This window comes from Carboxydocella thermautotrophica (genome assembly GCA_003054495.1).
Taxonomy (GTDB): domain Bacteria; phylum Bacillota.
The window spans coordinates 30,787-44,735 of sequence record CP028514.1 but is presented as its reverse complement, the minus strand read 5'-3'; the positions used below and the strand labels follow the sequence as shown (position 1 = coordinate 44,735).

The following is a 13,949-nucleotide window of genomic DNA, read 5'->3' as shown; positions in this document are numbered from 1 at the left end:
TTTCTCTCACCTTCTTTGGTTCAGGTCAAACTTATAACCGGCGGCCAGACTATGCAACCGTACATCAGTCACTGTCAGGGGCGTAAAACCATCCACTTCCGGGGCACTGGAAAAATCCATTTCGCGCCCATCCAGCACGGTGACTGTCCCTTCTCCTACCACTTCGCCAATATTTTCCCTGACGAACAGGGCGGTATTTTCATCCAGGCCCAGAGCCAGTATGCCGGGAAAAGTAGCCAGTACCGTGAGCAAGCGGTTAAACCGCCCGCGCTGGTTAAAATGCTGGTCAATGACAGTATTGGGTAGCCAGCCAAATCCCGGGGCCAGGCTGACCAGTTCCTTGCGCGGACTGGCTTCGGCCCTGCCCCCGGCTATCATTACTGAACCCAGCACAGCGGCTCCGGCGCTGGTTCCAGCCAGGGTACAGCCCTGTCGCCAGAGTTCAGTCAGGTAATCCAGCAATTCCGTCCCTGCCAGCAAAGCCGTGAGACGACTCTGGTCCCCGCCGGTGAAAAAAATCCCCGCTGGTGCTAAATCCTGATAAATAAACTGGCGCACCTGGGCCCGGTTATTGAAATGCAAAATCCTGACCTGTCGCCCCAGTTTTTGCAGGGCTTCTTCATACTGGTGACCGGTTTTCCCCGCCTGTGTAGAAGCAGCTGTGATAACCACCATCTCCCCTGGAGGTGATCTTTTTACCAGCTGCTCCAATATCTCACCCGGTGGATCTTTTTGCTCAGCTCCGCCAATGGCTACCAGCCAACCGGCTTGCATAGGTTCCATCACCTCTAAATTCTGGCAACAAGAAAAGCTTGCCCTGTTTAACTGCTTTTTATGCAGTCTAAAGGGCAAGCTTTAGTTATTTTCCCGTTTCTTTTAAAGCTACAGCGATTCTTAAATTACCATACTGGGTTTCCAGAGGGATAACCAGTTTTTTGATATTTACCGTTGAGATAATTACCCCTCGGCCTACAATTACCGTCGGTGGGGCGATATGACAAATAAACCCATTGGCTTCCAGCTGGGCACTGGCCAGACCGGAGATAACATTACCCAGTTCCGCCACGGCACTTTCCACCATATCATCAAAAACCGGGACCGGTTGTCCTAGCATGCGGGAAACCAGGTTTTTGGCTGTCCTCTCCGCCAGTGAATACATAACCACCCCGGCCAGCTGGCCTGTAACTCCGATTAAAACCGTTACATCATCCTGGGTAGTAACGGATGATTCCTCGATGCTCAGCTGTCCTTTCTTGATTTCAGCCTGGACCTCCTGTTCCAGCACATCATAGGCAGCCTTGACAAAGGGATTGATAAATTCCACCCTCATTATTTTTTCCTCCTTATTCATCGAGCAATCCCACAATTACCCGGGTCTGGTACTGGGGATCAGATAGATTAATATCTACTGGCTGGGCCAGATTCTGTCCCTTTTCATCAGTAAAAAGGCGAATTCGCGGGCGAGTAGCCAGCCCTTTGCCCAGATCTATAATCACTCCCTTTTCTCCGGTAGATAGCAGCACCATTGAACCTACAGGATAGGGTACTGTACAGCGACTGAAAATATCGATCAGCTTATGGTCAAATTCAATGCCAGCTCCACCCATAATATACTCGATAGCTTCCTGGGGACTGATTCTTTCCCGGTATGGCCGCCAGGAAACCATGGCACTGTATGTTTCCGCAATTCCAACCAGCTGAGCCAGGGGATGGATTTTTTCCCCTTTTAGGCCCTGAGGATAGCCGGAGCCATCCAGGCGTTCATGGTGTTGCTGGATTATTACTTTTACATGCGCACGGAGATTGGGAAAATTGTTGTTTGCGATTTGCAGAGAGTACTCCACATGTTTTTGTACCTGTATTTTTTCCTCTGGCAGTAAAGCTCCTGGCTTAAACAGGATCTCCTTCGGAATCAGGGCCAGGCCCAGATTCATTAAAAGGGTCCCGGTCACCACATCCTTACTGTTCTGGACAAACCCGCCCAGTCGGGCCATATTAGTTGCGAGAATAGCAGTATTCAGTGCCTGTAAAGGCAAGTAATCCTCTCCGGCCTGGACTTTATAAAGGTTTATTTCCCTAGCCCTCCCATAGATTAATTCTTCATGGAGCTCATGAATTACTTCTTCTATTGCCTTGCTATTCAGGCTGACCGCAAGGCCTTTCTTGCCTATTTCCTGCATGGCTTCCTGCAAGACCTTGATTACCTTAATCCGGGTAATTTCCCGGATGGGCTCTTCTATTTGCAAATCAGCAACCCGGGGATCATCCAGATATACCTGTTGTACTCCCTGTTTTAACAACCGCTCAATATGCTCCCGGGTCAAAGGCAAATTGGCCGGCATAATTAGCCCGCCTGCAGTGCCATAAACCGGTTTGGCCAGTTTATCTCCCGGCTGCAAACGATTAGTGCTGATAACTCGCATTTTGCCTCCCGCCTATCCAATAAACCGTTTAATGGTGGACAGGATTTTGTCCGGCTGATAGGGCTTAACGATAAAATCCTTGGCACCAGCCTTAATGGAATTCATCACCATGGTCTGTTGTCCCAGGGCACTTAACATCACAATAATCGCATTGGGGTCATGTTTTTTGATTTCCTGTACGGCAGCAATACCATCCATTACCGGCATGGTGATATCCATTAACACCAGATCCGGTTTCTCTGCCAGATACTTATCCACTCCTTCCTTGCCATCCCCGGCTTCAATCACCTCATATCCGTTTTCAGTCAACAATTTAACTACCCGCATCCGCATAAATGCCGCATCATCTACAACCAGTATTTTCGCCATCGAAAGGCTCTCCTTTCCTATATTTCCACTTCAGGTTTCCCTACCACTTTTACAGTTACTTTACCGCTATCTATAAACAGGGAAAAAGTGCGGCCATGGTTGCCCCCTGTATCCTCAGCGCTTATTCTAAGCCCTAATTTGCGCACGGCTTCTTTTACTGCCTGTACATTTTTATTGCCAATATCCATACGGGCCGCCCCGGCTACTGCCAGTACCTGGGCCCCGCCAGCTATTTTTATTTGTAACCGCTGGCGATCTGCCCCCAGGCGTTCCAGCTCTGCCAGCAGGGCAGGCACACAGGTATCGGCATATTTATAGACACTGTCACCTGGCCGCATGATACTGCTGTCTGGCAATACCACATGGGCCATAGCTCCCAGTTTTTTCACCGGATCATAGGCAGCAATTCCTACACAGGACCCCAATCCATAACAAACTAAAGCGGTATTGGGTGTACGAGACCAGTGCATTTCCCCCAGGCCGACCCCAATTTTTGTCTCATTCATGTATAACCGCTCCTACAAGTGGGCCAACAGAATTTGCAAACTTTCCGGATTTGGCATGAAAAAGAAGTGTCCTTTCATTTCCTGTTCACCCACATGAAATTCTGTTTCTACGACCAGTGCCTGGTTGCCGGAAAGGCTTAAATCTGCCACTATATCACTAAAAATCGCCCCCAGCATTTCATAAACAACCGCTGGTGTGGACGGAACAATCTCCAGACCGGTCATATCAGCCAGGGCATTCATAAAGAAGGATCCGGTTACATTGCTCAGTTCCGCCAGAGCCGATCTTTCCATCTCCCCCAGCTCCCTGGTTGTACCCGGTGGCTGCATCAGGAGAAAATCCGCCAGGCGAAAACCCTGTCCCTCTTCAAAAAACAGCAAGAGGTGACCGCTGATGTTCCCCGTTACAGCCTGGTAAAGGCCCAGTCCCACTGTTTCCGGGCCCCCGGCCCAGCTCAACACCTCTTTTAAGTCCAGCAAATCCAGACGGGGGCTGATTATCCTGACTTCCAGGCCCAGCATTTCAGAAAACACCTGGCCGGAATTTTGTAAAGCATCTTTGATCGCTTGTTCCAGTTTTTCCAACTGCACCCTTCAGGCCCCCTAACTGATTTGCATAACCTTTTTCATCAAACTGGGAACATCCATGATCAGGGCTACCCGCCCATCTCCCAGGATAGTAGCTCCGGCTATGCCCTGCACATCCCCAATATACCGGCCCAGGGACTTGATTACTACCTCCTGTTCACCAATCAGGTAGTCCACAACCAGTCCTACCTGTTTACCCCCAACATTCACTACAACTACAAAAATTTTGGCCTTTTCTTCTTCTGCGCTCCCATGATTATACAACTCACGCAGGTAAAGCAAGGGCAAGACCTGTCCTCTGACCACAATAGCCTCATGCTTGTTAACAATCCGGATTTGCTCTTTTTCCACCCGAATAGTTTCCAGCACTGATGTGAGGGGAATGGCATAGACCCGTTCATCCACTTTAACCATCAAAGCCCGGATAATAGCCAATGTTAGCGGCAGCTTTATCTTGAAGACAGTGCCCACCCCGACCCGGGTATCAATTTCAATGGAACCATTGACCTTTTCCAGATTGGTGCGTACCACATCCATGCCGACACCGCGGCCGGAAATATCACTAACTTTAGTGGCTGTGCTCAAACCAGAAGCAAAAATCAAATTGATAGCTTCCTCATCATTCAGCCGTTTGGCCGCTTCATCGGAGATAATTCCCTTCCGCACCGCAGACTCCTTTATTTTATTGGGGTCAATGCCGCGCCCATCATCTTGTACCAGGATCACAATATGGTTTTCCTCATGCCGGGCAATTAATTTCACTACACCTTTACGCGGTTTACCCAGCTTTTCCCTTTCTTCTGGCGGTTCAATCGCATGATCCACCGCATTGCGCAAGAGATGGATGAGAGGATCTCCTATCTCCTCAATAATGGAGCGGTCCAGCTCGGTTTCCTGGCCCTCCATAATAAAGTCAATTTCCTTACCTGCTTTCTGGCTCAAGTCCCGCATCATGCGCGGAAACTTGTTGAACAGGCTTTCCACCGGAATCATGCGGGCCTTCATGATCTCTTCCTGCAACATGGTAGTGACACGGCCAATATGCACAGAAGTGCGATTCAAATCTTCCGTCAGATCATTTACATCATATTTAGCTTCAATTTCAGTAATAATCTGAGCCAGGCGGGTCCGGTCTATAACCAGCTCCCCGACCAGGTTCATCAGGTTATCCAGCAACTCTACGTCTATTCTGACGGTACGGCTGGCTTTGCTCAGGGTTGCCCTGTTTTTGTTTCCCTCAATCTTCTTTGCTGCCTTTTGTTCTTGGGGTGCCTGTTCCTCTTGTTTGGCCAGCTCAAAAGGCTCTACCTTAACATTAATAATATCCGGCAACTCTTGCAGGGCTTTGCTGATTTCCTCCGCCCCACAGGAACTGAGCACAATGGCGCGCAAAGTGGTTTTGGCCTGTTCCTGTTCAATCTCTTCGGCTGTCGGCTCGGATTTGATAATATCCCCTTTTTCCCGCAGTGTCATCAGGGTAATCAAAGCCCTTACCGGTAACATATCGCTGTTTTCAGCGAAAAATACATTAACCTGCCAGAACTGGCCTCTTTTTTGCTGAGCCAATTCAGCAGCCATTTTTTGGTCCTGCCAATCCAATTGCAAAACCGGTTGCTGCTGAGGCACCTCTTTTTTGCTGGCAGCAGCTTGTACCCCTTCGCCACTGGCCATAGCTGACAGCCGTTGCAAAATCCCCTCCAAGTCTATACCGCTCTCTTCCATGGTTTCAATTTCATTTTTCAGGATTTTCAAATTATCCAGTGCCTCAAAAAGTACATTCATTATTTCTATATTAACTGTCAGTTGCTGTTTGCGAAATTTGTCGAAAACGTTTTCCATAGCGTGGGTCAAATGGGCCATTTTCTGGTGGCCCAGAGTAGCAGAAGAACCCTTTAATGTGTGAGCAGAACGAAAAATTTCCTGCAATAACTCCTGGTTATCTCCCTCGTTTTCCAGCCTGACCAAATCCTCTTCCAGTAGTTGTAAATGTTCTTCCGCTTCTTCCAGAAACAGTTTCAACTCCTCAGGCGAGGCATCCAATTGCAGACCCATCATTTCACCTTCCCTTTACTGCATTTGTTCCAGGGCCTGTTTTTCCTGTTTATTCAGGACCTTATCCAGATTGAGCAAAATAATCAGACGGTCTTCCAGTTTGGCCACACCTTCCAGATATTCAGAATCCACGTCAGTAATAGCCGGCGGGGGCGCTTCCACAATATCACTGCTAATCCGCAACACTTCCGAAACTCCATCCACGATCATGCCCAGGGTATTGCCCTCAATCTCCACTACCACAATCCGGGTAGAACGGGTGTATTCGGTAGCCGGCAAGTCAAAGCGCTTGCGCAGATCCAGAACCGGTATAACCCGCCCCCGCAAATTGATAATCCCCTCGATAAAACTGGCTGTATGGGGAACTTTAGTTATGGGTTGCATGGTGATAATTTCCCAGACCTTGGCAATATCGATGCCGTAGGTCTCTTTTCCCAGCTGAAAAACAACAAATTGCTTTTCATTTGTCATAGTAACCGCTCCTTCAATTTGTAATGTTAACCATGAAAATTCGACACTTTAAATAATTATCCTTCATTAAATTTTAAATTCAAAATTTTATTCACAATAGACAAAAAACTACCTAAAAATTCTTACCCTTCCCTTCTCAGGAAATCAGTAAGAATTATCAGGTAGTCGTGTGGTTCTGTTAAACCCTCATGACTTTTGTTTTATACATTGTTCTATATACCATATATACGATATATTTTTATAAATTCCTGCTAAAAATTACCCAAACTTGTACTGTACCCCGAATCCGCCCCGGGGATTTTTCCAGGCGATATTGTCAAAGGGACAGCCATATTTGCAGGTCCCGCATTCCAGGCAGCCTTCAAAGGCGATTTGCATATGTTCCTCTTCCCAGGAATAGACTTTGGCCGGACAAAAGAGGGTACAAACTTTATCGGGACAATAAGTTTTACAGACATTTTCATCGATTATTTTCAAATGGCTTTCAGAAGCGGGGATAAAGCGGGTCAGGTAAAGTTTGTCATCAATTTTTTTCATCCCAGAACCCTCCATAATTTAAACATATCACCGGCTACCTGCCGCAGGGAGCGATGCTGGCGGATAATTTCCAGCATTTTTTTCTGCTTTTCCTTTTTGGGCACATTATCCACAGTAAAGAATTCATGCATTACCTGGTTCAACATAGCCGGATACTGGCTGAAATACTGGGGATTTTCCTCAAACAGCCCGGTAGCGTTCTGGTATTTCTGTAAATCCTGCAAGACAAAGGAATTCTGCAGGCGTTCCTGGTAACGGGCCAGCATCTGGTTGCTGAAATCCCCGGTACTGATGGCATCTATGGCTGTCTGGGCAGCAAACTTGCCGCTCATCATGGCCAGGTTGGAGCCTTCCCGGTGAATGCCATTGACCAGCATCGCCGAGTCCCCGGCTACCAGTACCCCGGGGGCATAAAGCCTGGGCATGGCTTTGTAACCACCTTCAGGAATTAAATGGGCCAGATACTCTTTGCTTTCTCCCCCTTCAATCAGCGGCCGCACCAGGGGATGTTGCTTCATATGTTCCAGCAACTCATTGGGATTGATTTTGCGCTGCACTACTTCTGAGAGCAAGGCACCTACGCCGATAGAGATGCTTTCCCGGTTGGTATAGATGAAACCGGTTCCCATCATGCCATAGGTAGGATCACCGATCAGTTCGATAACCGCTCCCTGACCTTTTTCCAGCCCAAAACGGTCTTCAATTTTTTCCGCCGGCAGGTAAATTATCTCCTTGACTGCCACTGCCAGATGCTCAGGAGGAATATCTCCTCTTAAACCAGCTTTCTGGGTCAGCAGGCTGTTAACCCCTTCACAGATAATCACCATTTCTGCCCTTAAATCCCCTTCCGGGCGATCAGTGCGCACTCCTACCACCCGGTCCCGCTCGTAAAGCAAATCCTCTACTACAGTTTCATTGATAATAAGGGCACCGGCTTTTTCCACCTGTTTGGCCAGCCAGCGGTCAAATTTGGCCCGCAAGACAGTGAAGTTATTGTAGGGCTCTTCCCCGAACTTCTCGCTGCGGTAGCCCATTTTTACCCCGGATTTATCAGTGAGGAACCAGTAATTTTGCTCTACAATAGGCCGCTCTAAGGGCGCTTCCTTATAGAAACCGGGAATTATCTCTTCCGTTGCCTGGCGGTAGAGAACACCCCCCATGACATTCTTGCTGCCGGGATATTCGCCCCGTTCAAAGACAATCGTCTTCAACCCGGCTTTGGCACAGGTATAGGCTGCAGCCAGTCCGGCCGGGCCAGCGCCAACAACAATCACATCAAATTTTTCCATGTTCTCTACCTCCTCCCTGCCAGCTGTTGCTTGAAGTTTTCAACCAGCGCCGGCAGGATTTGAGCTGCATCGCCCACAATCCCGTAATCGGCTATTTTGAAAATTGGAGCATTAGCGTCATTGTTGATAGCTACGATGGTGTCGGAAGTCTGCATCCCCACCAGATGCTGGATGGCACCGGAAATGCCTACCGCGAAATAGACCTTAGGTCGTACGGTATAACCGGTCTGCCCAACCTGTTGTGCCGGCGAGGCCCAGCCCGCTTCTACAGCTGCCCGGCTGGCTCCAACCGTGCCACCTAATACCTGGGCCAACTCTTCCAGCAAAGGCCAGTTTTTCGCCCCTACGCCCCGGCCACCGGCCACGATGATTTCCGCCTTATCCAGGTAAACTCCAGCCGCTCCAGCGGTAATGTATTCCAGTACCTTGGTCTGAATCTCCTCTTCTTTTAGGCCCAGTTCTTCCCGGATCACCTGGCCGCTGCGCCCTTCCTGGCGGGGCGGCATGGCCATCACCCGGGGACGGACGGTTGCCATCTGGGGCCGGCGGGTACGGCAGAGAATGGTAGCCATGATGTTGCCACCGAAAGCAGGACGGGTCTGTTCCAGCAAACGGGTTTCAGGATTAATATCCAGTACCGTGCAGTCTGCTGTTAATCCGGTCCGCAACTCTGTGGCCACTGTCCCGGACAGGTCCCGGCCCAGGGTAGTAGCTCCCATCAAAACGATTTCCGGCCGGTATTGCCTGATCAATTTCACCAACCCGTGCAAATAGGGCTCAGTCCGGTAGCGGGCCAGAACGGGGTCATCGATAATATAGACTTTATCGGCACCATAAGCAAAGGCCTCCGGAACCAGGTGTTCAGCCTGAGCGCCCAGAATTACCCCGGCCAATTCCACTCCCAGTTTATCGGCCAGTTTCCGCCCTTCCCCCATCAGCTCCCAGGAAACGGGAGCCGCTTCGCCTTCCATTTGTTCGACAAAAACCCAAACCCCCTGATAGTCACCCTCAGCAGCAGGGGCAGCTTTCTTTACTGCCGGCTCAGCCGGAGTAGCGGGCTGTTTTTTCTGGGCTGCTAAAGGTTTGTCCAGAGTGATAGCATTGGTGGGACAAACCTTGACACAGGCTCCACAATCCACACACTGTTTGGGATCTACTACTGATACCCCGTCCACCAGGGAGAGGGCCTGAACAGGACAGGTATCCACACAAATTCCGCACCCGATACAGGCTTTGGCATTAATCTCTACGGCCATGGTTCCCCTTCCTTTCCCGCCTTATTTATTTGCTACAATCTTCTCCTTCACCAGGAGTTCCACCAGTTTGGGCACAGCCTCGATTCCGCCCAGGATTTCACCACCGGGCCGCTGGGGTGGGGCAAAGATGCGGCTAACGGTGGTTGGACTGCCTTTTAAACCGATTTCATTATCATCCAGGTCAAAATCTTTTTTGCCCCAGACAGTTATGGGCATCTGAGCAGCTCTAATCATATTGGGCAAGGAGGCGTAACGGATTTCATTAATGCTTTTCTCCACAGTGATCAAGGCTGGTAATTTTGCCTTGACCACCGCTTTTACCGCTTCCAGCTTCCGCTGTACGGTAACAGTCCCTTCCTCTGGATTTACTTCAACTACTTTATCCACAAAAGTCAACTGGGGCCAGCCCAGCCGGGCCGCTATTCCCGGGCCCACCTGAGCCGTATCCCCGTCTATGGCCTGTTTACCGCAGAAAATCAGGTCTACCGGCTCTCTTTCCATCAGTTTGCGAATAGCCTGGGTGAGGATATAACTGGTGGCCAGGGTATCAGAACCGGCAAAGGCGCGGTCACTGAGCAAGATAGCCTGGTCTGCTCCATAGGAAAGACCCTTGCGTACCGCTTCCTCTGCCTGAGGAGGTCCCATGGTGATAATGGTGACTTTTCCCCCCAGCTCATCCTTGATTCGCAGTGCCTCTTCTAAGGCATGGGCATCATAGGGATTGATGATGGATGGTACCCCTTCCCGCACCAGGGTATTGGTTTTGGGATCGATTTTTACTTCCGTAGCATCGGGTACCTGTTTCAAACAAACAACTATGTGCATTCTTGCTACCTCCTCACCACTTTACTTTAAAACGCTTAAGCCGCAGAGCATTGGTGACAACCGAAACGGAGCTGAAAGCCATGGCTGCTCCGGCAATAATCGGATTGAGCATACCGGCAGCTGCAACCGGAATACCGATAATGTTATAAATCAGGGCCCAGAACAGATTCTGTTTAATATTGCTCATTGTAGCCCGGCTCAATTCCACTGCTGTCACAATCCCCAGCAGATCCCCCCGCATCAGGGTTATGGCTGCCGCTTCCATGGCCACATCCGTACCCGTACCCATGGCAATCCCGACATCGGCTGCGGCCAGGGCCGGGGCATCATTGATGCCATCTCCCGCCATAGCCACCACTTTACCCTGTTGCTGCAAGGCTTTTACTTTTTCCGCTTTATCCTGAGGCAATACCTCGGCCATCACATTAGTAATCCCTACTTGCCGGGCTATTGCCTCTGCTGTGCGGCGGTTATCTCCGGTAATCATCCAGACTTCAATATTCATTTCCTGTAAATGTTTGATGGCCTGAGCGGAGTTTTCCTTGACAGTATCCGCAACAGCCAGTAACCCTGCCAGTTCACCAGCAATAGCTACCAGCATGACAGTTTTGCCCTGGCCTTCCAGCTCATCTTTCATGGGTAGGGCTTCTGCCATATCAATCCCAGTTTCCTCCAGTAACCGCACCGTACCTATCAGTACCGGCTGTTGTCCAACCTTAGCCTTAATACCTTTACCGGCCAGAGCTTGAAACTCCTCCACGCTGACCAGGGGCAATTGCTGTTCTTCTGCCCAGGCAGTAATAGCCTGGGCCAGAGGGTGTTCTGACATTCGCTCACAGGAGGCCGCAATGGACAGCCATTCCCTTTCCCGTTCCTGCCATGAACCAAAACTGCGGTAATCGGTAAGAGTGGGTTTCCCTTTTGTGATTGTACCCGTTTTATCCAGAATTATGGCATTGATTTTATGGGTTTTCTCCAGATATTCACCGCCGCGGAACAAAACCCCCAGTTCCGCTCCCCGCCCGGTACCGACCATAATCGAAGTAGGCGTAGCCAGCCCCAGAGCACAGGGACAGGCAATCACCAGAACAGCGGTAAAGTTTAGCAAAGAAGTGGTAAAGTCACCGGTGCGCCAGTACCAGTAAATAAAGGTCAAGACAGCGATTGCGACTACCACAGGTACAAAATAACCGGAAACCACATCGGCCAGCCTTTGAATCGGCGCTTTGGAACCCTGAGCTTCCTCCACCACCCGGATAATCTGGGCCAGGGCCGTATCCTTTCCCACCCGGGTTGCCTCGATTACCAGCACTCCCTGGCCATTAACAGTGGCCCCGGTAACTGGGTCCCCCGGTCCTTTGTCTACCGGCAGGCTTTCCCCCGTCAACATGGATTCATCCACTGCCGATGTACCTTCCACTACCTTGCCGTCCACAGGTATTTTTTCTCCGGGCCTTACTACAACCAGATCGCCGACCTGTACCTCTTCTACCGGAATCTCCATTTCCGTCCCGTCCCGGCGGATCCTGGCCTGTTTGGCCCCCAGGCTCATCAGTTTGCGAATCGCTTCCGATGTCCGTCCTTTAGCTATGGCCTCCAGCATTTTGCCCAGCAGAATCAGGGTAATAAGCACCGCACTGATCTCATAATAGACCTGGCCGCCGGGCAGAAAGAAGGTAAAGGCAACACTGTAAAAGTAAGCGGCACTGGTACCCAGAGCCACCAGCACATCCATATTGGCACTGCCATTTTTTAATGCTTTATAGGCTCCCCGGTAAAACTGCCAGCCAGTACCAAATTGAACAGGGGTAGCCAGAATAAACTGAAAATAGGTATTGGTCAATAAATCAGGCAGATGCCAGCCCAGTCCGTGGGATAACATGGCCAAGAACAAGGGGAAACTTAAAAGGGCAGAAATGATTACTTTCAACTTTTGCTCCCGTATTTCCCGTTCCCGTTCGGCTTTCTCCCGGTCCACCACAGCCTTTCCTGTTTCAGTCAGAGTTTCCGCCCCATAGCCTAAATCGGTAACTTTAGCCTTAATCTGCTGAAAATCCAGTTGAGCCGGCAGATAAGTAACTGTAGCCCGTTCAGTAGCCAGATTTACCTGGGCCATCACTACTCCCGGTAACCGGTTTAAACCCTTTTCCACCCGGGCGGAGCAGGCAGCACAGGTCATACCTTTGACCCGGAATTCTACTTTTTCCGTAACTGGACGATAACCCAGATCTTCGATCTTGGCCAGGATCTGCGCAACCTGAATCTGAGCCGGGTCAAATTCCACTGTTGCCTGCTCAGCCGCCAGGTTGACTGCTGCTGTGTGTACTCCAGGCAGTTTCCCCAATCCTTTTTCTATTCTGGAGGCGCATGCTGCACAGGTCATCCCCCGAATTCCCAGCTGTATCCTCTGCAGATTTTTTTCGACACCATTCATTTCCATTCCTCCTTCCTCAATCTCACCATACTATATATTGTAGTTTCAAGTCAAGTTATTAACAAAAATTCAAAACCCTCCCTTAGCATGGGAGGGTTTCAACAAAATTATTCTGCCAGCTGGGGTGCACCAACTGGACAAACATCGGCACAGCCGCCACATTCAATGCACTTTTCCTCATCAATGACGTACTTGTCATCACCTTCACTGATAGCATCGACGGGGCATTCGGGAGCGCAAGCGCCACAGCTGATGCATTCATCACTAATCCGATAGGACATTCTTTTCACCCCCTTCAGTGGTATCGCTGATATTTTACCACGGAAGGCAGGCTTTTTCATCATTTTCCTGAGCTTTTATTGAAAAAAATTTTTTGTTTTGGGTTTACCTTTTCTTAATTTACCTCTTGTTTCTAGCCCACCAATTCCTGCTACCCCGGAAATAGTCGCTTTAATTACCTCTTCCACCGGCACCGTCATCTGGAAGGGGGAGTAGGCCACGCGCTCTACTACCAGTACAGGGTCAAAGGCATGGATTAATATGCGCTGGGGTGCGCTGGCATAATTGGCCCCCGCTTGCAGTAAAGCCTCATAATAGGACTGGCAAGCGCCGGCAAAAATCACCAGAGCATCTTTATCCTGCTGCCAGGAACGGGCCGCCTTGACAGCTTCGATAAAATAACGGGAATTACGGTAGGAGTCCAGGTTTTTCCAGTCACTGTTTTTTTTCAGCAAACCATCATGGCCGGTCAGAACCAGAATATCCGGTTGATATTTGGCCAGTAACTCCTTCACCCGTTGCGGCTGCTCCATTTCCGGCACCATGAAGCCCCAGCAGTTTATTTTCAGCTGCTGATAGGAATTGAGACAGAGGTTAAGATACTCCTGGTCCCCATCCAGGTGCAATACCCGGCCTGGCAATTCAAAAAAATCCTGTTCCTCCTGGCCATTGGCCGCCTGGCGCACCAGAATCTGCCGCAAATGCTCATGATGGTGTTTGATAAATTCCAGCCGCCGCCGACGCACTTCTTCATCACTCAATAAAACCAGATCATCCAAAGGAGCATCAGCTTCCAGCCTGACATCTATCCCGCGCAATAAAGCGTGATTATCCCGAATTCTGACGATGCGAAAAAATACATCGGCCTGATATGAACGGCGCGCTACAATATCCCCTATCTTAAAGGCTGTCACACCCAT

15 protein-coding genes are annotated in these 13,949 nt (G+C 49.8%); all 15 read right to left on the bottom strand.

Annotated elements, in window-relative coordinates:
- Positions 1-6 precede the first annotated feature (6 nt).
- The gene (locus CTH_RS00220) at positions 7-774 is read right to left on the bottom strand and encodes a cyanophycinase (protein ID WP_159071759.1); all 768 of its coding nucleotides are present in this window, start codon (positions 772-774) and stop codon (positions 7-9) included.
- 85 nt (positions 775-859) lie between these two features.
- Positions 860-1,330: a chemotaxis protein CheX gene (locus CTH_RS00215; RefSeq protein ID WP_079908040.1), complete on the bottom strand. Its 471-nt coding sequence runs from the start codon at positions 1,328-1,330 to the stop codon at positions 860-862.
- A 13-nt stretch (positions 1,331-1,343) separates the two neighbouring features.
- A complete protein-coding gene (locus tag CTH_RS00210) occupies positions 1,344-2,423 on the bottom strand; it encodes an HD-GYP domain-containing protein (RefSeq protein ID WP_079933692.1) in 1,080 nt (359 codons plus the stop codon).
- Between the two features lie 12 nt (positions 2,424-2,435).
- Complete coding sequence (locus tag CTH_RS00205) at positions 2,436-2,792, bottom strand: response regulator (protein WP_078665733.1); 357 nt, start codon at positions 2,790-2,792, stop codon at positions 2,436-2,438.
- Between the two features lie 17 nt (positions 2,793-2,809).
- Positions 2,810-3,298 (bottom strand): chemotaxis protein CheD, encoded by a 489-nt coding sequence (locus tag CTH_RS00200; RefSeq protein WP_107752666.1) that lies wholly within the window; start codon positions 3,296-3,298, stop codon positions 2,810-2,812.
- A 12-nt stretch (positions 3,299-3,310) separates the two neighbouring features.
- Positions 3,311-3,889 (bottom strand): chemotaxis protein CheC, encoded by a 579-nt coding sequence (locus CTH_RS00195; RefSeq protein ID WP_107752664.1) that lies wholly within the window; start codon positions 3,887-3,889, stop codon positions 3,311-3,313.
- 12 nt (positions 3,890-3,901) lie between these two features.
- Positions 3,902-5,938: a chemotaxis protein CheA gene (locus tag CTH_RS00190; RefSeq protein WP_107752662.1), complete on the bottom strand. Its 2,037-nt coding sequence runs from the start codon at positions 5,936-5,938 to the stop codon at positions 3,902-3,904.
- A gap of 15 nt (positions 5,939-5,953) precedes the next feature.
- A complete protein-coding gene (locus CTH_RS00185; protein WP_078665737.1) occupies positions 5,954-6,409 on the bottom strand; it encodes a chemotaxis protein CheW in 456 nt (151 codons plus the stop codon).
- 258 nt (positions 6,410-6,667) lie between these two features.
- On the bottom strand, positions 6,668-6,946 hold the full coding sequence (locus CTH_RS00180; RefSeq protein ID WP_200803484.1) for a ferredoxin family protein: 279 nt from the start codon (positions 6,944-6,946) through the stop codon (positions 6,668-6,670).
- Positions 6,943-8,235 carry an FAD-dependent oxidoreductase gene (locus CTH_RS00175; protein ID WP_079908029.1) on the bottom strand — a complete coding sequence of 431 codons (1,293 nt, stop codon included), beginning with the start codon at positions 8,233-8,235 and terminating at the stop codon, positions 6,943-6,945. The genes CTH_RS00180 and CTH_RS00175 overlap by 4 nt, the downstream gene beginning before the upstream one ends.
- 5 nt (positions 8,236-8,240) lie before the next feature.
- Positions 8,241-9,491, bottom strand: coding sequence for an electron transfer flavoprotein subunit alpha (locus CTH_RS00170; RefSeq protein ID WP_107752659.1), 1,251 nt, complete (start codon positions 9,489-9,491; stop codon positions 8,241-8,243).
- A gap of 21 nt (positions 9,492-9,512) precedes the next feature.
- On the bottom strand, positions 9,513-10,316 hold the full coding sequence (locus CTH_RS00165; protein ID WP_078665741.1) for an electron transfer flavoprotein subunit beta/FixA family protein: 804 nt from the start codon (positions 10,314-10,316) through the stop codon (positions 9,513-9,515).
- Between the two features lie 13 nt (positions 10,317-10,329).
- Entirely contained in the window at positions 10,330-12,750 is a 2,421-nt protein-coding gene (locus CTH_RS00160; RefSeq protein ID WP_078665742.1) for a heavy metal translocating P-type ATPase, read from the bottom strand.
- Positions 12,751-12,857: 107 nt separating this feature from the next.
- Positions 12,858-13,031 carry a DUF362 domain-containing protein gene (locus tag CTH_RS00155; protein WP_078665743.1) on the bottom strand — a complete coding sequence of 58 codons (174 nt, stop codon included), beginning with the start codon at positions 13,029-13,031 and terminating at the stop codon, positions 12,858-12,860.
- Positions 13,032-13,106: 75 nt separating this feature from the next.
- Entirely contained in the window at positions 13,107-13,943 is an 837-nt protein-coding gene (yabG, locus tag CTH_RS00150; RefSeq protein WP_318262705.1) for a sporulation peptidase YabG, read from the bottom strand.
- Positions 13,944-13,949 lie beyond the last annotated feature (6 nt).

Excerpts from the sequence above, each read along its gene's own strand:
- CTH_RS00210 (WP_079933692.1), bottom strand. The coding sequence starts at position 2,423 with ATGCGAGTTATCAGCACTAATCGTTTGCAGCCGGGAGATAAACTGGCC.
- CTH_RS00220 (WP_159071759.1), bottom strand. The coding sequence starts at position 774 with ATGCAAGCCGGTTGGCTGGTAGCCATTGGCGGAGCTGAGCAAAAAGAT.
- CTH_RS00175 (WP_079908029.1), bottom strand. The coding sequence starts at position 8,235 with ATGGAAAAATTTGATGTGATTGTTGTTGGCGCTGGCCCGGCCGGACTG.
- CTH_RS00185 (WP_078665737.1), bottom strand. The coding sequence starts at position 6,409 with ATGACAAATGAAAAGCAATTTGTTGTTTTTCAGCTGGGAAAAGAGACC.
- CTH_RS00155 (WP_078665743.1), bottom strand. The coding sequence starts at position 13,031 with ATGTCCTATCGGATTAGTGATGAATGCATCAGCTGTGGCGCTTGCGCT.
- CTH_RS00205 (WP_078665733.1), bottom strand. The coding sequence starts at position 2,792 with ATGGCGAAAATACTGGTTGTAGATGATGCGGCATTTATGCGGATGCGG.
- CTH_RS00215 (WP_079908040.1), bottom strand. The coding sequence starts at position 1,330 with ATGAGGGTGGAATTTATCAATCCCTTTGTCAAGGCTGCCTATGATGTG.
- CTH_RS00165 (WP_078665741.1), bottom strand. The coding sequence starts at position 10,316 with ATGCACATAGTTGTTTGTTTGAAACAGGTACCCGATGCTACGGAAGTA.
- CTH_RS00200 (WP_107752666.1), bottom strand. The coding sequence starts at position 3,298 with ATGAATGAGACAAAAATTGGGGTCGGCCTGGGGGAAATGCACTGGTCT.
- CTH_RS00160 (WP_078665742.1), bottom strand. The coding sequence starts at position 12,750 with ATGAATGGTGTCGAAAAAAATCTGCAGAGGATACAGCTGGGAATTCGG.
- CTH_RS00170 (WP_107752659.1), bottom strand. The coding sequence starts at position 9,491 with ATGGCCGTAGAGATTAATGCCAAAGCCTGTATCGGGTGCGGAATTTGT.
- CTH_RS00190 (WP_107752662.1), bottom strand. The coding sequence starts at position 5,938 with ATGGGTCTGCAATTGGATGCCTCGCCTGAGGAGTTGAAACTGTTTCTG.
- CTH_RS00180 (WP_200803484.1), bottom strand. The coding sequence starts at position 6,946 with ATGAAAAAAATTGATGACAAACTTTACCTGACCCGCTTTATCCCCGCT.